The sequence below is a fragment of the Chitinophaga sp. CB10 genome, assembly GCA_001870995.2.
Classification (GTDB): Bacteria; Bacteroidota; Bacteroidia; order Chitinophagales; family Chitinophagaceae; genus Chitinophaga.
Map to the genome: position 1 here is coordinate 75,950 of MLAV02000004.1, position 23,124 is coordinate 99,073.

The following is a 23,124-nucleotide window of genomic DNA, read 5'->3' on the forward strand; positions in this document are numbered from 1 at the left end:
CAACCGGGAACCGAAAAAGGGTGAAGCGGCGGGGAAAGTTTTTTTTGGGGCGGGGGTAAATACACCGTGGACGCCTGCAGGCGTCCACGGTGAGGAAGTAGTTATTTCACATTATTGGCTAACCAGGTCCCTATCTGCTCCAGTAATTCCGGCGCAAGGCTTTCTTCCAGGTCCGCATATTCATTGACCAGGCAGGTTTTACAATGCTGGAACAGGTGGTTCAGGCCAGGCAGCGAAACGGTGGTTACCCGTTTATTGCCGTTGCTTTCCACGGCTTGCCGTATCGCCTTCAGGTTAGGACCGTCGGCCACCTGCAGGTCTTTACTCCCGTTGAGGGCGAGTACCGGCACCCGTACCTTTTTCCAGTAGTCCCGGAAGTCAGCGGATACCAGGAAGTGGAGCCAGGGCTCGTAGTGCCGCTTTACCACGCTTTCCAGCTGCTGATCCCGCTGCAGGGAATCGGCAATGGCGTAGTAGCGCTTACGCACGCTATCCGGGAATTCTTCTTCATAGGCGCTCATGGCAGCGCGTACTTTAGCGAGGCCCTCTTCTGCGTTGGGTACTGTGGTAATAATATCCTGTATGATCTGGAGTCCTTTCCTGGTCATCTCCACATCCTGGGGTTGCAGGTAGCCGCCGGCCAGGCCGGCATCAATGCCTTGCTGCACCATCAGCTCCTTGCCATTCACGCCCACGCCGGCGAGGGAAATGACAAAGGCTACGTCCCTGGACTGCGATGCGACCATAGCGGCGATGCAGCCCCCTTCGCTGTGCCCCATCAGGCCGATCTGCTTAGGGTCTACCATGGGCAGGGTCTTGAGGAAGGCGACACCTGCCAGCACGTCTTTGGCAAAATCCGCGGAGGTAGCGTCTTTAAATTGCCCGGTGGACTTACCGGCGCCCCGGTCGTCTACCCGCAGTACGGCGTATCCTTTTTTAGCGAGGTAGTCCGCGATGATGGCGAACGGCTTATGGTCAAAGAGGTTCTCGTCCCTGTCCTGCTGGCCGCTGCCGGTAATCAGGAGTATTACGGGATAGCGGCGGTGGGCTTTGGGATAAGTGAGCGTGGCGCCGAAGCGGATAGATTTGTCCGCATTGAAATACGTAGTATCGAGCACGTTATAATCAAACGGGGGCTTCGGCGTCTGCGGGCGTTTGGGCGGCGCAACGGCGATGGGTTTGTGCGTCATATTCAGCGGTATGCGCATGCCTTGCCGGAAGTAGCCATGGAGGGCCGTATCGTTTACCAGCGCGGCGGCGTAGGTAATGTTTGCCGCCGCAAATTTTATGTAGAGCGAATCATTGGCTACAAAGGCCGTGTCCATCTTAAGGCCAAAGGCTTTTTGATTCGGGCTATCCATTGTTGCCGTAAATACGCCGGGGGCGGTTTCCTGTACGTGAAAGGCCAGCACTAGCTGCTGGAAACGGGCATCCAGCGTACCGTACCAGCTGCCCTTGTATTGCTGGGCAAACAAAGCGGTAACGGGCAGCTGGCATAACAGCAGCCATAGCAGCTGCCTGAAAAATACTGTTAATCGTGTAGTCATATGTTGGAGTAGCGGGTTAGGGTTTTATCCGTCGCTTGTTCATCCATTAAGGTATCAAAAAATGGGCAATCGAAAAAAATCAGCGCCCATGACAATATCCGGCACACGGCAGCCGGGATAACGTTTTGTAAACGGGACCATGGTCAGCAAGACGGTAAATCTCTCCCCCCTAAAAAAATTAAAAACCCCGTCTGAGAACAGACGGGGAGCCGTTTCATCGAATGTATAATGCTAAGATTCCAAGTGTTGCTATCTCAGGAAAACCTTGCGCACCGCGGCATTGCTGATATCGAGGATATAGATGCTGCCATCCTTACCCATCGCAAACCCGCCCGTGTTGGCGGAAAGCTTCGCTTCGGCAAAACTGCCGTCCGCAAATCCGCTGCTCAACTTCATCACGGTACTCACCTCTCCGCTCTGCGAATTAAATTTCCGGATGGCAAAATTATTCTTATCCAGTATCAGGAGGTTGTTATCCTTATCCACCATTACGCCGCCCAGCGCGAACTGGAACTGTGCGTCCAAACGGCCGCCATCCCGGTAGCCCATATCCGAAGCGCCAATGTACTGGTTCGTATAGGCGCCGGCGGTAGTAACCATGGAGAGATAGGGATTGTAATCATCGTTCATGAAATAGATGTAGCCGCGGCGATCTATCGCGGGGACGCAGGCATCGGAGGCCGTCATGGCGAACATCCGCTCCGTTGCCCCACTCGCATAGACTTTCAGGATACCCTGGTACATCTGGGTGATGTACACCTCGCCGGCGCCGTCGATGAACAGCTTGCCGGCGTACGTGAGCCCGCTGCCTTTGAAAGTGCTGACCATGCCTGCCGGCGTGATTTTGCGGATAACCGGACCGCTATAGTTATCGGATACGTACAGGTTATCGTCCGCATCAACAGCAAGGCTATTGATAGCGCCAAACGTAGCCTCTGCCAGCGTGCCGTTCCTGCCGCCAAGCACGTTGGGCGTACCGGCGTAGACGCTCATTTGTCCATCCGGCGTGATCTTGCGGATGGTACCGTCCCCCCGGTTGGAAACGTACACATTCCCCCTGGAATCCACTGCGATGCTGGTGGAAGTGAAGGAAATGAAACTACCCGTTCCCGGGCCGCCGTAGATGGTTTGCACGCCGGCGCGGAGGAACTCCGCAGGGGCCTGCGCTTCCAGCGCGGCGCGGCGTACGATGAGCGCCCCGGAAGTAAGCGCAGGCGGGGTGATTACAACGAGCGAAGTTTCCGTTGCGCTTTCCACGGTGGCGGCCACGCCGTTGAAGGTCACGATATTTTCTCCCGGTACTGTGCTGAAGCCCGCGCCGGTGATGGTTACTTTCGTACCTGCGAGGCCGGTAGCCGGGCTCACCTGCACGATGCCCAGGTTCTGGTCCCTGAAATGCGGACCGTCTACTTTTTGGTCGTTGACGGACAGCACTACCTTACCGTCCCCCGTGCCGCCGGGTATGGTTAAGGTGAGCCTGGTGGGGGTAGCGGTTTTTACCGGCACTGCGGTACCGTTGATGGTCACTATGTTTTCATCCACTTCCGTACTGAAGTGGAGGCCGGAAATCGTCATCTCCAGTCCTTTAGGGCCGCTCAGCGGGGTCACCTGTTCGATCACCGGGAAAGGCACGATGGTAAAGGCGGGGCCGGGCGTTTTTTGCCCGCTAACGGTAACGGATACAGGGCCGTTCGTTACTTCTGCCGGCGCAATCACCACCAGGCGGGATTCGCTGGCTTCCACCACCTGCGCGGGTTTGCCGTTGAAGTCCACCAGATTGCCTGCCGGCGTGGTTTCAAAGCCGGAGCCGCTGATGGTCACCCTGGTACCGGGGCCGCCGGTAAGCGGTTTGATGCCGGTGATGGATTGGAAGCGAAACACGGCGCCGGACGACGACTTTCCGTTGACCAGCACCGTCACGGGGCCGCTCCCGGCTTTTTCCGGCACTTCTGCCACGATCAGCGTATCGCTCACACTCACTACCATTGCGCTCACGCCGTTGATCTTCACTGCTGCGGGGGTGGCGGTATTGCCAAAGCCTGCCCCGCTGATTCGTATATGCATGCCTGCGGGTCCGTTGGTGGGGAAGAAGCTGCGCACGCTCAGCTCCTGGTAAGTATAGTTGCCTACTTCAATGGTTTTGCCGGCAGTAACGAGGGTCAGCGTACCGGTTTGCCCGTTTTCAGGCGCGCGCACTACCATGGCTGTATCGTTGTGGTTCAATATTTCTGCCGCCCTATCGCCAAACATCACTTTGCTATCTGCGGGGAAGCCCGTGCCCAGTATGGTTACCAGCGTGCCTGCGTTGCCGCTGTTCGGGTAATAGCTGCTTACCGCCAGCGGCCTGGCCACAGGCGAATCATTCTTCCGGCAGGCGGCCATCATACCGATGGCTGCCAGCAGGATCAGGCTACATAAATAGGTGATTATCTTTTTCATCTGTACCGATGCTTTTAGGTATTAAAAAGTATAGCGTACGCCCAGCTGCATCTGGTAGCGGCTGCCGAGGTAGTCCACGCTGTAAGGCTTGCCCGGGTTGGCAAAATTGTACATGGGATAGCCTTCCCCGCTCTGCGCCGGCGGGTATAACGCTGGCGTCAAACCCACGCTGGCCGTACTATTGAAGGTATTGGGCGAAAAATACTGGCGGCCCCAGTTGCCGTTCAGCATGTTGGTGAAGTTGATGATGTCCGCCGTGAGCGTGAGGTAATGCGTTTTCAGGGCCGGCAAATGGAACTCCTGCGCAAAGTGCAGGTCGCCCTGGATATTCCATGGGGTGCGGCCGGCATTCCTTTCGGTGAACATCCCTCTGCGTGTACGCAGGTAGGCGTTGCCTTCCACGTAGGCGTTAAATGCGGCGGCCTGCTCTTCGGCGGTTTGCCCGTCCGCATCGCGAAAGAATTTCACCGCTTCCGCCGCGGCAGGAATATAGGCCAGGCTCACCTGCTGGGGCAGCCCCTGCACGCTGTTGTTGACAATGCCGTAGGTGAACGGACTGCCGGACTGCGCGCTGCCGAAGAGGCCCAGCGTGGTTACGAGGACCTTGTTCCACTGTTTGCGGTAATTAACGGTAACGACTATACGATGACGGATATCGAAGTTGGAATACGCCAGGGCCGGGTCATTGGGACGCAAGGCCTGGTTCAGCTGCCAGTTGCTTTCCATGGAGTTGCGGATACCGTTGAATACATCCTTGCTTTCGCCAAACGTATAGGCGGCATTGGCATATATGCCGCTCTGCCAGGTTTTACTAACGGTACCGGTTACACTGTAACGGTAGCCTTTGGCGGTATTGCCCAGCAGGTAAGCATTGGAGAAAGCGGGATTCACGCTGCCGGAATAGACAGGCTGTTCGCGGTTTTTATCGTAGCCGTAATATTGCGGGTTATCCGTGGTGTTTACCTGCTGGAAGAATACATCTTTCAGCACTTTGGTGAAGATGCCTTCCGCGGTGAATTTCCACTGGTTGGCGGTAGTATAATCCAGGGCAATGCTGGCGCGGAGTACCTGGGGCATGGAGAAGTCGTTGTCCACCAGGTCCACCTGGGTTTTGCCGGCATTGGGATTATTGACGATGGTACCATTGTCGCGTATAAAACCGGCAATGCCTTCCTCCCCCGGTTTGATAGCATCGGAACCGGGCGCAAACGGCTTTTGGTCCGCACGCTGATCAAAGGAACCGTAGCCGATACCGTTGTTGTAATACGCGTAAGCCAGCCATGCGAAAGGAATACGGCCGGTAAACAGGCCGGCGCCGCCGCGGAGGATGAGGCTTTGATTGCCCAGCCAGTCGTACCTGAAACCGAGGCGTGGCGAGAGCTTTACCTTATCAAAAAATTTATTACGGATACGGCTCAACGGCGTATAGGTGTAGGTAGTGCCGAAGTAGGGATCTGCCGGCGAGTTGCTCACTTTTTCGCTCAGCGCCGGCTTTTCCGGCAGCCAGGTATAGTCCGCACGCAGGCCCGGCATTACTTTTAGCTTATCCGTCACCTGTATTTCATCCTGTATGTACGCGCTGTGCAGATTGATGTTAAACACGGCGCCGGGATTGGCGAGGATGTAATCGCGGGTATTATTCACGTAATTATAGCTGCCGCGCACGCGGTAGGGCGTGTTGTGCAGGTAGTCTTCAATGCTGAGGTAGTCCACCCTGCCGTTCCAGCTGTTTACAAAGCCGTAGTCGATATGATACAGTTCGTTGTGCGTACCAAACAACCAGGTATGTTTTCCTTTGGTATAGGTGAGATTATCGCTGATTTCGATGGTACGTTGTTTCATATTGAAGATCGCTGCTTCGCGGTCCGTGCCGAGGTAGATAGTTGTTCCGGGAGTGCGGCCCATGATCTGTACCTGCGGCAGCGAAGGGTCGCTAAGGGGGTCACGGTAATCCTTCACTATGCTGAAACCGGCCACCAGGCTGTTACTTACCGCGTTGTTAAACCGGCTTTTCAATTCCGCCACGGTGCTGCTCTGGTTGTTCGTTTGTTTGAAAGCCATGCTGCTGAAGCGGAAATCCTGCTGATCGCGGTCCATATGGATGGCGCTGGATTGGATAGTGTTATTGCGTACAGAGAGCTGATGGCGATCGTTGATATTCCAGTCCAGGCGGTTAAAGAATTTATTGGACCTGGAGCTGGTATTATAACTGCCGGCAGTACCGGGGTCGAAGATATTGCCGTAGCGGCTGAGGGTTTCCCTGCGGATAGCCTCCGCATCGTCAGCGCTGAGTATCTGCGCGGTTTCTGCCTTGCCGGCCATCAGCTGTGCAGGTTCTGTACGGCGGGTAATTTCTTCGTTGGTGAAGAAGAAGAGTTTGTTTTTAATGATAGGAAAACCGAGGCGGATACCGGCCTGGTAATCTTCAAAATCGCTGTCCATTTTACCGAGGGTACCTACTTTATCTTTCCCGGTGATGGCGGCGTTGCGGCCGTAGGCATACACTGAACCTGTGAGGGAATTGGTACCGCTGCGGGTCACTGCGTTGACGCTGCCGCCGGTGAAGTTGCCGATCTTAACATCATAGGGCGCGAGGTACACCTGCATATCCTCGATGGCGTCCAGGGATACGGGGTTGGTGCGGGTGCTGCTGCCGGGCTGGCCGCTGGCGCCGCTTTGGCCGCCGTTGGAAGGACTGAACCCGATGGCGTCGTTATTGATAGCGCCGTCGATGGTTACGTTATTATACCGGAAGCTGGAGCCGCCAAAGCTGTTGTCCTTAGAGCCCTGCGGCACCATGCGGGTGATGTCCTGCAGGCTGCGGTTCACGGTGGGCATGTTGCTGAGCTGTTGCCTGCTGATGTTCTGGCCGGCGCCGTAGCTGTTGGCACGCGGCCCTGCTTTTGTTCCCTTTACAACTACCTCACCCAGCTTTGTGCTTTGATCGGCAAGCGTGATGTTCAGCAGCTGCGGTTCGCCCAGCTTCACGGTAATATTTTCGATTGTTTGCGGTTGCATGCCCATCATGGTGGCGGTTACCGCATAGGGGCCGCCGATGCGCATGCCGTTGATGCGGTAACGGCCGGCGTTGTCAGTAATGATGGGATACCTGGTGCCGGAAGGGCCATGTACGGCGATCACCGTCACCCCGGGCAGGGCCTCCCCTTTGGCGGAATGCACCTTACCGGTAAGGCCGCCGCCTGTTTCCTGCGCCAGCGCTGCGAAGGGCAGCATCAGCAGCAACAGGAAAAAGCGTATATGCGTAAACGTTAATACTTGCATGTCTGATAGCTTAATGAATGTGGATGTTTATTGGGTGATGCGCAGGACCTGGTCCGTGATATGCAGCACCCCGTTGCCGGTATTGATATCCTGCTTTACCAGTTTAGCTTCCGTAGTGTTGCCGATGCCTTTGAGCGTGATGCCGGCAAATGCGCCGGGCTGCTGCGGGTGAGGCGTCAGGTACACTGTAATGGAATTGTTATCGCTCATACCCTGTGTAGTGGTATTCTTTCCAATGGCGGTGGAGAGGATATAATCGTTCACAAAGCGGCGGTCCGCCACGAGGTGATATTTTACCATTGCGCTGATCGCTTCAGCGGGCGCGGCGTTGATGGCTTCCAGGGTGGCGTACCCGTAGGCTTTCATGGCATCGTTGTCCGGCGCATAAATGGTGAAAGGTCCCTTGCCTTTGAGCTGCTCCGTCATCCCGGCGCGCTGTATGGCTTGCCAGAAGAGGGTCAGCTGTGTTTCCGCCGCGATGGCATCCCCGATATTTTCGTGGAGATAGGGTTGCAGCATGCGGTCTATCACCTGCACGCGGCCGTTGGACGCGGGGATGGAAGCTGAAAGCAAGCGGCTGCCGTTGATGGTTAGCACGGTATCCTGCCCTTTCACCCAACGGGTTACAAAAAGTTTTCCGCCCCGGGAAGTAATTTCCTGGTTAAAGAGGAAGGGCAGTTTGTTCAGGTCGTAAGTACCTTCCACCGTGTGGTAGGCGCCCAGTGAAGCGATCAGTTTGGAACTTGCGCTTAACACCGCCACTACATTGGGGTAGCCGGATTTCACAAACGCTTCATCGGAAGGCGCAAAGAAGGTGAACGGGCCGGGGCCGTTCAGGTCAGTACGGAGGTTGGAACGGGATACCACGGTGTTCATCATGGTGAGGTTGAAGTTATCCGCCAGCACCTGCACAATGCGGTTGCCATCCTTTGGCTGCGAAGCCTCGTCTTTGGAGCAGCCGGCGACGGCCAGCAGCAGCAGTATTTTTATGTTGATCTTGAGTTGTCGCATCAGTACTTAACTTTATCAGAAAGAATCAGGTTATCCACCACATGCACCGGCCCCTGGAAGGTATTGATGTCCGCTTCCTCGATGGCGGCTGCCGGGCGGTTACTCCCTTTTACTTTTACGGTGATCCTGCCGCCGCTGTTGCCAAAATCCAGCGTCATGGGATACGGCGGCACTCTGCCGCCGCCGCTGCTCGTCAGCTCAAAATTGCCGATGATGCGGTTATCCAGGTCGTTGGAGTAAAACATGGCAGCAGCCGGCGTACCGCCGCCATAGCTGGGTTCCGTGGGAGTGTACATACGGCCCCAGTTGTGGTAAGCCAGCAGGGAGTCTGTTACAAAGCCGTTGACCATTTGAAAATAATCCCAGTCCAGGTAAGGCATAGAGCGCGCGTTCAGGGTCATCAGGTCCGCTGCGGAGTTGAAGCCTGCCTTTTGGAATGCGGCATCCGTTGGCGCAAAAAACGCGCTGCTTCTTACCGTCAGTCCATCTACCAACCCGAGGTCGTTGTAGGAAGTCCGCGGAAAATAACCCATGCTTTCCATTTCCCAAACTTCATTGGTAAGTTGGATCAGCGCTGTAAAAATGGTAAAGCGCGGGTCCCGGCGCAGGAAGTCTATCACGCTTTCCACCGGCCGTTGCAGGAGTTGGTTTACCGGCCAGATGATACCGTTGGTGGCATACATCGGGGTATGCTTGCCGGTATTTTTTCCGTTGATGAGCAGCCCCCCGTCCGCCGCCAGTGCGATGAATTGCTTATAGGTATAGGGTTGCATCGCCGGCACGCTGGAACCCGGGCTCACTGCTTCTTCCAGCAGCATGTTATGATGGAGGATTGTTTTGCGGCGCACGCTGCCTTTTTGCCCCCGTAGTACGGCCGTATCCAGGTATTCTGGCAGCACGTGGAAGGCCAGCATGGAATCCAGCGCTGATGCCGGCGCGGCGGCGATGGCCTCGCTGGTATAGCCGGCGGCTGTCATGGCGGCATCGTCCGGCGCGAGGATGGTGAAGCGCATGCCATTGCCTTCTTGGGCAAGGAGAGCGTTCAGGTTGCTCTTTTGCCAGGCGGCGTTGAATAGTTTGTGGCTGCTCATGCCCAGGAGCGACTTTAAGTCATACCTGGCCGTATCGTTGTAGGGTACGGGCTCGCCGTGGAGCGGCTGCTGGAATTCAGCTTTGCGGCAGGCGGCGGCGAGGGTTAGGACGAAGAGCAGCGTATATAGCAGGTGTTGCGGGTGAGTGCTTTTGCGCGCGTACAATATCTTTCTCATACTATTATCGTTTTTGCGCCTCTTCCGGCAGGATTACTAACTGCGGCATGTAATGCACAATGCCATTATCTGTCAGGTTATCGGTCAGGCGGGAAATATTGCCGCTCACCCGGCGCAATACGCCGAGGTAGGCCCGCGCAGGGTCCATGTAGCCGAAAGTGAACTCCGTAGGCGTTTGCAGGTAATTGTTTTTGGTAGCTGTGAGCGTGTATTCATAGACGTCTCCCTGGATGGGGAGCTGTACACTGCCGGCATTGTAAATGGTGGTAAACGCCGGGAAATCCGTCAGGAAAAAGCGTTTCTTACGCAGCAGGTACACGCCGAATAACCTCGCGCCGATGTACCGCTCCGGCGATAAAGCCTTCAGGGATTCCAGGGTGATCCCGGCTTTTTCCATGGCGGTATTGTCCGGCGCAAAAACCGTTACCGGCCCTTCGGCTTTCAAATCTTCCCACAAACCAAACTGTTTGAGCGCAGCTACAAACACGCTGTACTCCGGCCTGGCGGCGAGCCAGTCCTGCACGGTGCCGGGCGTGTACTTCATCACTTTGTCCACCACATACAACACGCCATTGGCCAGCGTTACATCTTTCTTTAACGCATAGGCCCCGTTGATGTAAATACTGTTCTGCGGATATTGTGGATAGTCCACCGGGAAGCTGGCATAGGTCAGGAAAACCTCTTTGCCGGCCAGGTTGGCGTAGCGTATATCCACCCCGTTAGCGGGAATATCCGTGGATGGCAGCCGGCGGGTGAGTATATGATATTGCAGCGCTGCTTTCAGGCTGTCTTTGTTCAATCGCTGGAAATCCGCCGCGCGGGTGATGCCCAGTTCGTTGAATGCTGTATTGCCCGGGGCAAACAGCGTATAAGGCCCCGGGCCGTTCAACTCTTGCGCCAGGCCGGTATAATCTACGGCGGCGCTGAAGAGGGACAGGTCGTAATTATTTTTGATAAAGTCGCCAGCCAGCCGGAAGGATTCCTGCTGATCCGGCAGCACCAGCTCATCGTGCTTACAGCCGGCCAATGCCAGTGGCAGCGCGGCGAGCAGCAAACAGGATTTAATGTATGTAAACATGGTTGTGTTTTTAGGATGATTAATAAACAGGCGGCGCATACTTAATATTCACATAGTCGTTACCGTTAATAAACCGGTGGCGCATACTTACGCTGCACCGTCGTCAAATAGGCATTACCGTTAACCACCTCAATCGTATTCACCGTTGCAAACGAACGCGGGTTGTAAGTCCCGGAATGAATATTAACAATCATCCCCGGCAGAAACAGCGCCCCTTTCACAAAGCTCTGCTGCCCGCCATTGCCATAGCAGGCAATCAGCCCATACCCGCCATCCGTCACCGCATCAAAGTCGCGATAGGGATTTTGCTCCGGGTCAATCCCCGGCGCCAACAGCGTAATGTTTTGCCAGATGTCCGTAATGATGTGGTTGGAAGCGCTGTCCGCAAACAGCGGGAAGCTGTAGTAAGGGGCTACCTGATTGCCGGTGTTGCGTTGCAGCTGCCCCAGGTAAGCGAACTTATACCCTGGAATCGTCTTGGTGCCGCCGGGTTTGCAGAGGGACAACCAGATATTCATCTCGTCGCGGATGCCGTAGCGCATCACGCCGGAGGCATACTGGTCCTTCTTCAGGTTCCTGTCCGCCTGCCAGAAGCCGGCAGCGCTGTAGTTGTAGAAATTGATGTACACCATCGAGTCGGACAAGGGCAGCTTGTGAAAATTCTCCGTACGCAGCACGATCCCCTTTTCCTTAGTGGCAAAATTGCTTTGCAGCACATGCATCGTGTACACTTCCTCCACGCCCAGCTCAATCACCGTATCCACTACCTTGTTCCGGCGCATGGCAGGCTCCAGGTCAAAGAAGGGAATGTCGTTCATGGGGCGGTAGTAGAACACCACGCGGTGCCTGCCGGAGGGCACCTGCGCCCAGCTGGACAAATCGAAACCGTTCAGCACCGGGCCTACCAGCACGTTTTCCTTGCCGGGGTATTCCGGGTTGTTTTTGGAAGTGCTGCTGCCGATATGGGAAGGATACGGCGGCGCATAGGGATTGCGCTGATCCAGGTAATCGCCTTTGAGCGCGGCGGATACCGGCACCCCGTCCTTATCCGTCTGCGGGTCAATCAACATGCAGAGGAAAGGTCTTTCCTCGTCTTTATTCTCCAGTCCTATTTTCAGGTTTAAATCATTGAACACCCGCAGATAGGCTGGTCTTTCTATCTCCGTATAGTCCACCTTACTGCAGGAACTAAAGCTCCATAGTAGCAGCAGGGCGGCCAGGAGGTGCATTATCTTCGTCATAACTATTACTTCGTGTGTTTGATGATGATCATTTTGGCTTGCTTCGTGGCTGCGCCTGCGTTCAGCTGGCCGATGAGCGCCACGGTATAGACGCCGGGCTCGTGTACCGGCTTTACCGGGCGGGTGTAATGCTCCGGCTTTGCCACCAGGTCCGTACTTTTCAGCGCCGGGACGGTTGATAACCACGTGCCCGGATACACGCCCGGCGATGACCGGTAAGCGAGTACCTGGTAGGCTTCCTGCACCTGGCTAAACCTGGCGTATGGCAGCCCGGTGGCTGCAACGCCCGGCTGCAGATTGCGGGAGCCGGTTTCCGAACCTACGGACTGGCCGTTATCCAGCGTAAAGCTGACATAAGGGAGGTCCGCACAGAGATTCAGGAAACGGATGTGAAAAGGATAATCATGCTGCAGCCGGGTGTAGGTACCGTCCGGGGCTACATTGCCGGGGTCCTCATACCAGGCGCCGCTGAGGTTATTGCTTACGAGGGTGATAGCCGGCTTGCCTTCCGGCGTTTTATACAACCAGGCCGTGTAGTTCATCCCCGGCAGCAGCGTTTGCGATGCGGCGGCAATTACATTACCCGCCGCATTAACGGCCTCCACTTTCGTACTACCGGTTACGTACACACTGTAATCCGTGCCGGCGGCATAGGCGGCATCGCCCAGTTTCATACCGTTTACCAGGAAGCTCACCTGCCCTTCATCCGGGTCGGCCTGCACGGCCTGCAGGCGGTAATACTCCACGTTGGCCGGCTCCGTGATATCCGGGAGGATGCGGAAAGCGTTTTGATAAAACGGGAAGCTCTCTCCCGGTGTGCCATAAACGTAAGGCGCCGTCATCCGGGTAACGCCAACGGCTATACTATATACGCCGCTGGGTTGATAGGTTTTCACCGGCTCATAGGTAAGGCCGGTGCTTACCGCGTTGGGAAATCCCGTGGCAGGCTTCACCAGCGTGGAGGTAGCCGGGTCCGTCAGGTGAGTTTGTTCCAGGGCGTTGCCGGGAATGGCGCTGACTTCCGTACCGGAAGGGGTAAGTACTTTGAACTGGTAGACGCCATAAGGCAGCTCCACGTAGGCGGACCAGCTGCGCGCCGGCACGTTCGTCGTGGCAGGGCTCACCGGCGTGCCGTCCGCATAGGCCAGCGTCAGCGGCAGGGCCACGTTTTCCGCATTATTTCCCGCCGCCACCTGGTCCGCCATATTCACCAGCCGTATTTTGAAATAGCCTGCACGCGCCGGGGCCGTCACGTCCCGCGGCACTTCCACCACCCTTGGCGCATCGCCGGCGGTATAAGGCAAGCCTTTGAGCAAATAATAATCTTTGGGTTTGCTGTAGGTTTCCGTCACCTCAAACCCGATGGAATCCCGCACGCCCTGGTAAGCCAGGTAATCCGTACTCACGAGCGCTCTCCCGTTGGTCAGGAACCGGCGGGGGATGTTGAAAGTTGCGCCCAGCTTGCCGTTTGCAGGAAACCAGTACGTGCCCGGATACAGGGGCTCCCCTCCGCCTACAGGCGGATTGAGCACCAGGTAGCCGGTGAGCGGGCTCCCGTTGATGGACAGCTGGTTGTTGGCCGTCAGGTTGACCAGCCGGATGTTGGAGCTGCCCCCTACGGTGGTATCCGGGCGGTTATCGTAGGCATAATCCACCTTTTCCTTTTTGCACGACAGTATGCAACCAGCTAACAAGAGCAAGCCTGCGGCAAAACGTTTATAATACATATCTTCTACTTTTATTAGTGGTTAGAACAGCTTGTAAGTGAATCCCAGCATGATCTCCGCACCGCGTTTATAACTGCGGTTCACATAGCGCTTGCCATACCAGAAGCCGCCGGTGCCGGGGTTCGCATACACGGTTTCAATGGCGGGGTTCAGGATATTTTTGGCGTAGCCTTTAAACAGTAAGCGCTTGCACAGCTGCTGGGAGAAAATAAAATCCAGGGTGGGTGCAGGCCGCGTGTAGAGGTCCGGCTCACCGGTCAGGTTGATCTGCACGAGCCGCTCCCCTACCATGTTGAAGGCGGCTGTAAAGTCCGTACCCAGCTGCGCGTTTTTATAGTTCAGCCAGCCGTTGATGGAATACGGCGCCTGCTCAAACAGCGGACTGTTATCCGGCGTATGCCTGTCCAGCGATTTATTCGCTTCATAACGGGCGGCTGTTTTCCTGATATTACTTTGCGCCAGCAGCAGGTTGGAACCTATGAAGAAATTCTTCAGCGCCGGGGTCAACCGCCCCAAATCCTTCACCAGCTCCAACTCCAGCCCCCATACGGTACCCGTGTTAGGATCGTTCTGGAACTGGATGGTAGGATACTCCGGGAACTTTGCTGCAAGGCCCTGCGTCTGCAAACTGAAAACTTTTACCAGCTGGTTGTTGATGCGTTTGCCAAAGGCAGACAAGGAAATAACTTCACCCGGGTGCGGGAACCATTCCCAGCGGAAATCCAGGTTCTCCGTATGTTGATTCACCAGGTTAGGATTCCCCACTACGAGGCCCATCTGGAAGGCGTCGAATTCAAAAACGTTCGTCAGCTCCCGCAGCTCCGGCCTTGCCAGCGTGGTGTTGTACGCCACGCGGAAGTTCATATCCTCCCGGTAGGTATAGGTCATATTCACCGCGTAGTACGGTTTATACGCAGTTTTATACACCGTATTCGGATTAATCAGCACCACCGGTACGCTGGCGCCATCTGCATTTTTGGTAGTCAGCGAAGGGTCGAGGAATACATTGGCGGTATCTACTGCCGACTGGATGTTGGTTCTCTCAAAACGCACCCCGCCCGCAAAGCGAAGGTTTTTCAGGGGATGGAGGTCCAGCATGCCATAGAAGGCGTTGGTTTCAAAGAAGCCGGTGTAGTTGTTGGGCGACTTCTGCGTATTATACAAAAACCCTCCTGCAGCATTCGCGCCTTCGCCGGTGCTGCCGGTGGGCAGTTGAATGCCTATCACCTTCGGGCCTACCAGCGCATCCAGGTTGCCGCGTACCTCGTAGAGGGTGTTCGCTTTTTCCAGGGAGAAGTTGGACCCCGGCAGGAACATCATGTTCTCGCGGAACTTACGGTCGCGGTTCAGGTAGTTGAAGCCCGTTTTGAACTCCTGCTTCTGGCCGAACAGCGGGAATGGAAATGCCAGGTCCGCCTTGTAGTTCCAGTTGGTTTCATCCAGTTTGCGCCAGCGGCGGCCGTTGGGCTCCGCCTGGATGATGCCGTAGGTGCCATAGCCATTTACATAACCGGAGTTCAGCGCATAAAGGTGTTCTGTATATTGCAAAGTGCCGCTGCGCCAGGCGCCGCCCCGCGGTTTGTAATCCGTCAGCGTAACGAAGCGGAAATCCGGGTCATTCTGCGCCGCGGTGGAGGTGGCGAGGTTATAGCTTAACCGCGGGGAATACTGCCCTTCCAGGAATTTATGTTCCCCCTGCAGGTTGAAGGTATTCAGGTTGCGGCGGGTTTGCTTGAGCGAGTAAATGGTACTGTTTACATCGCCGGGTAAAGCGGCGTATTCATATTTACCATACATATTGACGGCCTGCGCTTCGCTGCCCCAGCTGCCCATGTACTGCATACTGATTTCATGGCGGGGGTCGAAGCGGAAGGTCAAGCCTGCCAGCACGCCATAGTTCAGCGTTTCCGTACCGGTGTTTTCCTTATAGGTCTGGTACTTACCCATAAACAGGCTGTTGGGCGTAATATAGTTCGGGATGTTGCGCGGACTATAGACCTCGGGGTTACCCGTGATCACGCCCTGGTAAATACTGTACTGGGTAATATCCCCGCCGTACACGTCGGTAGTGCGGCGGTAGTAGTTGGCGCCGGCCACCAATCCCAGTGTTTTATTCTTGAACACTTTAAAGCTGTTGCCGTAGGTAGCGGAATACAGCTGGTTGAGCGGCGCGGTTTTGTAACGGGTGGTCAGCACCGGGTCAAAGCCATGCATGATCCTGTTGATGCGCGCGGCTTCCTGCTGCATGGCAGGGCTGCCGTTGCTTTCCGCAATCAGCTTTTGTAGCTGGCTCAAGCCGCCGGGGTATTGCTGGGCGAGGTCCAGGAAATCGCCAGGGAGGTTCTTGTCCTGCACTTTATTACCCAGGAATCCGAGGTCGCTGTTATAAAAGCTGTTCATGCGGCCGCCGGGACCGATGTTGGAATTGAAGCCCGTTTGCGCGATGATTTCCAGCGTCGCTTTATCGGGCACTGATTTCGTTTTCAGCTCCACGATACCGGCCGCCGCATCGGCAGGTTTATCCGGCGTAACGGTTTTATAGATGGTGATGTTGTCCAGCAAGGAGGCCGGCACGAGGTCGAGCGGGATCGCGCTCCTGTCCGGGTCAGAGGAGGCCAGGCGCACGCCGTTCAGCTGCCCGATCACGCTCCTGTCGCCCAGCCCGCGGATAGCCACATACTTATCATCCGTGATGGTCACCCCGCTCACGCGCTGCAACGCCTGGGTGGTGGTGATAGACGCCGTCCTTTCGATCTGCTGGGCGGAGATGGCATCCTGCACGATGGCTGCGTTCCTTCTCTCCTGCAATACGGTGATTTCGGTGTTTGTTTTGCGGCGCGCCTGCACCTGTACTTCGCCGAGGGTGCGCGTGCTGACGCTCAGCAGCACGGTGATGGGGGCCGCGCCGCCTACTACCTTCACCTCGCGGGATTCGTAGCCCATGAGCGAGAAGATCAGCACCGCGCCTTCCGCCGGTATTTCCACCGTGAAGTAACCGTTCATATCCGTAGCGGCGCCGCCGGCTGCGTTTTTGATCCGTACGGATACGCCGGGCAGCGGGTCTTTGGTTTTAGCTTCCAGCACGCGGCCTGAAATTTTTACCGGTATTTTTTTACGGGTGAGCACCACGTAGCCGTTGAGCAGGTGGTAATCCAGGGAGGTGCCGCTGAGGATGCCTGTGATGGCGTCTTTCACGGTGATATCCTCTTTGTGGAGACGGATCTTTTTATGGACGGTGGCGAGTAATGCTTCCGGCAGCAGAAAATGCACGCCGCTTTCGCTTTCCACTTTGAGCAAACTTTCCCGCACGCTGGCATCATGGAGATGCAGGTTCAGGCGGCGGGAAAGGTCCTGGCTCTTCAGGTTATCTGCAAACAACAGGCTTGCGAAAGTCAACTGCGCCGCTAAAACGATAAATGAGCATTTCATCAGGAAGTAAATTTTGTGTCGTCGCCTGGCGGCAGGTGATAAACCTGCACCAGTGGGCTTTAACACAAATTCAAAGCTTTCGGGTACAGGTTCCGCGAAAAATCCTAAAGGATCGTTTTTTAATCCTTTTTCCATACTTTTGAATATTGATAGTTAGTCCCGGTATGACCGGGAAATCTGTTAATAATTCGGCTGCTGCTGTCCTGAGAAAACTGTTGGCAGTCCGGATAAAATCTTAGAACGTTCCCGCTGCGGTCCAATGCTGGCGGGAGCGTTTTTTGTTAGTGGTAGTGTTACTGCATGCGGATGTTAAGTTTTAGTGAATAGTTACCTCGCGGCCTTTCCTCGTATAGTTAAAATTATTGCCTGCTGCCAGCGTTTGCAGGGTCGTATTCAGGTCCCCGGCGGCAAACAGGGTGATGGTCACTTTCTCTTTTGCTTTTTGTGGTTTATTGAAATGTATGTTCACATCATACCAGCGTTCCAGGGTGGCGGCAATTTCCTGCAGCGGTTGATTGCTGAATACCAGCCGGCCTTTATGCCAGGCGGCTACATCCGCCGCGTTTACGCTTTGCAGGGCTGCCTGCCCTGCATGCCAGGATACGCTGTTGCCGGCTGTCAGCGTAGCCAGCGTTTGTGCGTTCCCGTTAGTATGCGCCTCTACCCTTACCTTCCCGGTGGCTACGGCCACGGTAACGGGTTTGCCGGCAAAGGCATCTATTTTAAAGGAAGTCCCCAGGACCGTGGTGGTCACTGCCCCGGTATGGATGACGAAGGGATGCGCAGGATCAGATGCAATGTCGAAATAAGCCTCCCCGTCGAGGGTGATGCTGCGGGTACCGCCGGCAAACCGTTCCGGGTATTGCAGGCTGCTGGCTGCGCCCAGGTATATAACGGAGCCGTCGCTGAGCTGTATCATCTTCAGCTGCCCGGCTTTATTTTGCTGCAGGGCCATGGCGGCTGGTTGCGGCGCTGCGCTGCGGGTACGCAGGAGCCCGAATACGCCGGCCATTAATAAGAGGGATGCCGCCGCTGCCAGGTAATACCATTTACGTGCAGGCTTTCCCGTTACATCCCGGCCCATACGCGTTTTCATAGCGGCGGCCCATTGCTGCTGCCGCGCTTCACTGACCGGCATATCCGTGCTTGCGGCCATATCCTGTTCCAGTCTTTCTTCCAGCAGTTGGTTTAAAACCGCGCTGCTGCCGGGTTGCTGCAGGTAGGCTTCCACGAGCGCTTTCTCCGCTTCCGTGCAGTGATTATCCAGGTATTTGATTAAGAGTGCTGTTGCTATTGTTGCCATGTGTTGCAGGTGAAAACTGGTCACCTACTATATAAAGGCCGGAAAAAATTACCAGGGGCTAATGTTTACAAAAATTTTTTTTCAGGAGAAAAAAATCAGCAGCAGGATGCCGGTGATATCGATATAATCTTTTAATTCCGTACGGAAATAAGCCAGGGAGGCTTTGATGTGGTTTTTAACCGTAAAGAGGGAGAGGTTCATTTCCTTGGCGATTTCCGCGTGCGACAAATCATCGTGCCGGCTAAGCCGGAATACCTTCTGGCGTTGCTGACTCAGGCTGTTTAACTTTTCATGATAGCGTTCCGTGAGTTCATTTTCGCGGAGGCGGTGGGCAGCGTCTTCCACGGCGGTATCCCCCGCGAAGTCCAGCGGTACGATGGCGGTTTGCTGGCGGGTGAGTACCTTGATCACGGCGTGTTTCATGGCCCTGAATAAATAGGGCGCCAGTTGAATACCGGGGTCCAGCTGGTGGCGTTTATCCCAGAGCCAGAACATGAGGTCCATCATGGCTTCTTCCGCCTGGGCTTCGTTACGGATATACTTCAGGGCATAGTAGTACAGCTTCCCGGAATACCGGTTAAACAGTACGTCATAAGCCCTGGTGTTATCTTTCCTGCATTCTTCCAGCAAAAATACATCCGATTGTTCAGCTAAGGTTAATCGCATAGTTTGCCACTATTTTCCCGAAGGCAAACTTAAGCGAGATTTTCAGGTGTCTGTATTAAGGGATTATTAACTTTTACGAATGTAACGGGGACGCACACACGCAACAACGCATAATAAGCCCTACCAGCAGATGCATTACACACCGCCAGCAGGGCCGTTTTTACAGCAGCTATTTCTAATATTCTGCTGGTACGAGCGATCGACCAATCACACGTTCAAACAAGTTGTCATTCAGCAGGTCTTTGATGGACTCGATGATAAAATCAGGCGCGTAGCCGAAGTGTTCGAGGTCTTCCCGGCGGGTGACGCCCGTGAGCGTCAGCACGGTAGTGAAGCCCATGGAGCCGGCGCCGAGGATATCGGTGCCCATGGTATCGCCGATCATCACCGTTTCGTCCGTCGTGAGTTGCAGGGCTTTGCGGGCCATGCGCATCATAACAGGACTGGGCTTGCCTACGCTGAAAGCTTTTACGCCGCTGGCGCATTCCAGCATGGCTACGAGGGCGCCGCAGCCGGCGCGGTACTTACCGTCCGCCACGGGGCAGTTCGGGTCCAGGTTGGTGGCGATTAACTTCGCGCCTTTCATAATCATATTCAGCGCTTTGTCTACCGATTCCAGCATAATCGTACGCCCTTCCCCGATGATCACGTAATCAGGCTGATCGTCTACTATAGAATAGCCGGCGTTGTAAAGTTCAGTGAGCAGGCCGCCCTCTCCTATTACATAAGCGGTTCCGTTTTCTTTTTTGGATGCGAGGTAACGGGCTGTCGCCATCGCGCAGGTGAAGATATCTTCCTCATTCACTTTAAAGCCCATCTTGTTTAGCTTATAGCATACATCTCTGCTGGTACGCTGGCTGTTATTGGTCAGAAACAGGAAAGGCAGCTCCCGCTCCCTGAGTCCGTTAATAAAGTCTACAGCGCCGGGAATTGGCTCGGAGCCTTTGTAGATCACGCCATCCATGTCGATTAAAAATCCCTTTTTTTTCATAGCAATCAGATGTTGGTTAAACTATATGATAGTTGATACAAATTCAATCATAATTAACTATGGAATGGATAAAGGCGGGAAATGCCGCTGAAGGCATTTGAGTAGAGTGGTAGCAAATGGCAGTTTCATAGAACGCCGGTGTAAATATACGTATTATTTTTTCAGAGATGCGATTTTTTTATCCCCCAAATCAAAAAATTAACAAACAAAACAACAAATACGATAAATAGAATAAATTTTAATATTTTTAGGAAGAAAGAGCTAATCCTTCACTGCATTACATTCCCGGCCATACGCACCAAATTCAACGCTCACTGCCATGGCCCCGTACTTTCAATTTTCCGCCACCCCACCGGACACTGCCCGGGAAATCTTAACCTAGATTAAGACCAGTTCTTAAACCAGTTCATTTGCCGCCGGACCAGTTCTTCGCAATTTTACATCACAAACAACGACGCAAATGAGCAAGTACATCCTACATAAAGAAGACAGCAGGCATCATGAATACAACGACTGGCTGGATAGTAAAAAGACTTTCAGCTTCGGGGATTACTACAATCCGAAACGTATTCACTTTGGCGCGCTGCGTGTATTCAACGACGATATCGTGAAAGCGCAGAAAGGCTTCGGCAAGCATCCGCATGACAACATGGAAATTATTTCCATCCCGCTGGAAGGAAGCCTCATCCACCAGGATAACCTCGGCAACGAAGAAGTGATCCGCGCCGGGGAAATACAGGTGATGAGCACCGGCAGCGGCGTATTCCACAGCGAGTACAATCATGAAACGGACACGGCTACACGCTTTTTGCAAATCTGGATCTATCCGTCCGCACTGAATGTAACGCCGCACTACGGCCGCCTCACGCTGAAAGACGAATGGTTCGATCACCGGTTCGGGACCTTTGTAGCGCCGGTAGCGTCCGAAAAGGCCGCCATGATCCACCAGGACGCCTACCTCAGCATGGGCCGCTTCAGCGCAGATGAAACTTTTCAATACACGATCCAACAAAATGGCAACGGCGCTTATTTATATGTAATCGACGGCACGGTAGAGATAGACGGACACGTGCTTTCCGCCGGCGATGCGCTCGGCATCAGCGAAACCGCCGCCTTTGACGGACGGGTGAAAAGCGGCAACGCCACCCTCCTGGTAGTAGACGTACCTATGAACATTCAATTGTAAAATGATGACAGACAAAACTTCCATACAACTGCTCGCCATAGGCTACCATCCGGAAATCATGCAGGTGGTACACCGGCTGATCAACAGCCACGACGGCTGGCAGGGAACCATCGCCGCTTCCATGGACGAGGCCGCGCAACTGCTGCAACGCAACGCCTATGACGGCATCCTGCTTTGCGCCGGCGTAACCGAAGCCGATGAAGCGCAGGTAAGAAACATTGCCGCCGGCACCCGCGTTATCCGCCACTATGGCGGCGGCAGCGGACTGCTGGAAAACGAAATACGCATGGCATTCGACATCTAACTTTTAAAATCATTACTATGAACAACAATATTTTAGGCTTACACCACATCACTGCAATTGCAGGCAACGCACAGCAAAATCTCGATTTCTATACAAAAGTACTCGGACAACGACTGGTGAAAAAAACCGTCAACTTCGATGATCCCGGCACTTACCACTTTTACTTCGGCAACGAAACCGGCACGCCCGGCACGATCCTGACCTTCTTCCCATGGCAGAACATCGGCAAGGGCAAGAACGGTACCGGCATGGCTACTGAAATCAGCTATACCGTGCCCGCCGGCAGCCTGGAATTCTGGAAAGCGCGCTTCAAACAGTTCAACGTACCTTACGAAGAAACTATCGAGCGCTTTGGCGATAAAGTGCTGCGCTTCAGCGATCCGGACGGCCTGCAGCTGAGCTTCGTGGAAACGCCCGCGGCGGATAACCGCCTCCCCTGGGAAACGGCCGACATCAAAAAAGACGCCGCCACCAAAGGCTTCCACAGCACTACCCTCACGCTGAAAAACATCGACGCTACCGCGAAGGTTCTCACTGACCTGCTCGGCTATACGCTGCAGGCACAGGAAGGCAACCGCTACCGCTTTGCGGTGGACACGGTGGAAAACGCCAACATCATTGACCTGCTGGCCACGCCGGACGGGGACCGCGGCCACAACGCCGCCGGCACCAACCACCACGTTGCTTTTCGTGTAGCCAACGACGATATACAGATGGCATTGCGGGAAAAGATCGTCGCAGCGGGCCATCACATCACGCCTAAAATCGACCGCGACTACTTCTACTCCCTCTACTTCCGCGAACCGGGCGGCGTACTGTTTGAAATTGCGACAGACAACCCGGGATTCACGGTAGACGAGCCTTTGAACGAACTGGGCACTGGCCTGCGGCTCCCGAAACAATACGAGCCGCACCGCAAAGAAATTGAAGAAGTATTGCCCGTATTGAAATAGGCTTTAACACCATACACATATCCATGAAACGGCCTGTATGCGCACTGCATGCAGGCCTTACAAAAAAAGGAACATTCAATGGCACATCAGAAAAATATTATCACCGCAGGCGCGCCCATTGCAGCCGCAAAGAAAGCGCTGATCATGATCCACGGCCGGGGCGCATCCGCCAGGGACATCATCACGTTGGCGCCGCACCTTAACGTGAAAGACTATACGATCATTGCACCGCAGGCTACCGGTAACACCTGGTACCCGCAGTCCTTTTTGGCGCCGCCGGCCCAAAACGAGCCATGGCTCAGCAGCGCGCTGGATTTACTCAGCGAAGTAGTAGCGGATACGGTAGCTGCCGGCATCGCAAAAGAAAATATTTACTTCCTGGGATTCTCGCAGGGGGCCTGCCTGACGCTGGAATTTACCACCCGGCATGCCGCCCGGTACGGTGGTATAGTAGCTTTTACCGGTGGCCTCATCGGCGATCGCATCTACCCGGAAAACTATAAAGGAAACTTTGAGCAAACGCCGGTCTATATCGGCAGCAGCGACCCTGACTTCCACGTACCGGTAGCAAGGGTACATGCGTCCGCTGATCTGTTGCAACAAATGGGGGCTGACGTAACCGCAACGATATATCCTCAGATGGGCCATACGATTACGATAGACGAAATCAAAGAAGCAAACCGGCTGGTATTCAGGTAA

The 23,124-nt window shown here is 54.8% G+C and carries 16 protein-coding genes; 4 read left to right on the forward strand and 12 right to left on the reverse strand.

Going from position 1 to position 23,124, the window contains the following annotated elements:
• Positions 1-101: 101 nt before the first annotated feature.
• The 12 genes from BOC67_RS07630 to BOC67_RS07685 form a co-directional block, all read right to left on the reverse strand.
• The gene (locus BOC67_RS07630; RefSeq protein WP_291908953.1) at positions 102-1,547 is read right to left on the reverse strand and encodes an alpha/beta hydrolase; all 1,446 of its coding nucleotides are present in this window, start codon (positions 1,545-1,547) and stop codon (positions 102-104) included.
• 249 nt (positions 1,548-1,796) lie between these two features.
• Entirely contained in the window at positions 1,797-3,986 is a 2,190-nt protein-coding gene (locus BOC67_RS07635) for an IPT/TIG domain-containing protein (protein WP_291908954.1), read from the reverse strand.
• Between the two features lie 21 nt (positions 3,987-4,007).
• Positions 4,008-7,268, reverse strand: a complete 3,261-nt coding sequence (locus BOC67_RS07640; RefSeq protein ID WP_291908956.1) for a carboxypeptidase regulatory-like domain-containing protein — start codon at positions 7,266-7,268, stop codon at positions 4,008-4,010.
• A gap of 27 nt (positions 7,269-7,295) precedes the next feature.
• Positions 7,296-8,279: a fasciclin domain-containing protein gene (locus BOC67_RS07645; RefSeq protein ID WP_291908958.1), complete on the reverse strand. Its 984-nt coding sequence runs from the start codon at positions 8,277-8,279 to the stop codon at positions 7,296-7,298.
• On the reverse strand, positions 8,279-9,547 hold the full coding sequence (locus BOC67_RS07650; RefSeq protein ID WP_291908960.1) for a fasciclin domain-containing protein: 1,269 nt from the start codon (positions 9,545-9,547) through the stop codon (positions 8,279-8,281). Before BOC67_RS07650 ends, BOC67_RS07645 begins: the two co-directional genes overlap by 1 nt.
• A 4-nt stretch (positions 9,548-9,551) precedes the next feature.
• Positions 9,552-10,625, reverse strand: a complete 1,074-nt coding sequence (locus BOC67_RS07655) for a fasciclin domain-containing protein (protein WP_291908961.1) — start codon at positions 10,623-10,625, stop codon at positions 9,552-9,554.
• A gap of 65 nt (positions 10,626-10,690) precedes the next feature.
• On the reverse strand, positions 10,691-11,866 hold the full coding sequence (locus BOC67_RS07660) for a hypothetical protein (protein ID WP_291908963.1): 1,176 nt from the start codon (positions 11,864-11,866) through the stop codon (positions 10,691-10,693).
• 5 nt (positions 11,867-11,871) lie between these two features.
• Positions 11,872-13,593 (reverse strand): hypothetical protein, encoded by a 1,722-nt coding sequence (locus tag BOC67_RS07665; RefSeq protein ID WP_291908965.1) that lies wholly within the window; start codon positions 13,591-13,593, stop codon positions 11,872-11,874.
• A gap of 21 nt (positions 13,594-13,614) precedes the next feature.
• Positions 13,615-17,022, reverse strand: coding sequence for a TonB-dependent receptor (locus BOC67_RS07670; protein ID WP_291908966.1), 3,408 nt, complete (start codon positions 17,020-17,022; stop codon positions 13,615-13,617).
• Positions 17,023-17,338: 316 nt separating this feature from the next.
• On the reverse strand, positions 17,339-18,325 hold the full coding sequence (locus BOC67_RS07675; RefSeq protein ID WP_291908968.1) for a FecR family protein: 987 nt from the start codon (positions 18,323-18,325) through the stop codon (positions 17,339-17,341).
• An 81-nt stretch (positions 18,326-18,406) separates the two neighbouring features.
• Entirely contained in the window at positions 18,407-18,991 is a 585-nt protein-coding gene (locus BOC67_RS07680; RefSeq protein ID WP_291908970.1) for a sigma-70 family RNA polymerase sigma factor, read from the reverse strand.
• A 175-nt stretch (positions 18,992-19,166) separates the two neighbouring features.
• A complete protein-coding gene (locus BOC67_RS07685) occupies positions 19,167-19,982 on the reverse strand; it encodes an HAD-IIA family hydrolase (RefSeq protein WP_291908972.1) in 816 nt (271 codons plus the stop codon).
• Positions 19,983-20,442: 460 nt separating this feature from the next.
• Here BOC67_RS07685 and BOC67_RS07690 point away from each other — a divergent pair, with 460 nt between their 5' ends.
• The 4 genes from BOC67_RS07690 (at position 20,443) to BOC67_RS07705 (ending at position 23,124) form a co-directional block, all read left to right on the forward strand.
• Positions 20,443-21,168 carry a pirin family protein gene (locus BOC67_RS07690; RefSeq protein WP_291908975.1) on the forward strand — a complete coding sequence of 242 codons (726 nt, stop codon included), beginning with the start codon at positions 20,443-20,445 and terminating at the stop codon, positions 21,166-21,168.
• A 1-nt stretch (position 21,169) separates the two neighbouring features.
• Positions 21,170-21,472 carry a hypothetical protein gene (locus tag BOC67_RS07695; protein ID WP_291908976.1) on the forward strand — a complete coding sequence of 101 codons (303 nt, stop codon included), beginning with the start codon at positions 21,170-21,172 and terminating at the stop codon, positions 21,470-21,472.
• 17 nt (positions 21,473-21,489) lie between these two features.
• Entirely contained in the window at positions 21,490-22,425 is a 936-nt protein-coding gene (locus BOC67_RS07700; RefSeq protein WP_291908978.1) for a ring-cleaving dioxygenase, read from the forward strand.
• A 78-nt stretch (positions 22,426-22,503) separates the two neighbouring features.
• Entirely contained in the window at positions 22,504-23,124 is a 621-nt protein-coding gene (locus BOC67_RS07705; RefSeq protein WP_291908980.1) for a dienelactone hydrolase family protein, read from the forward strand.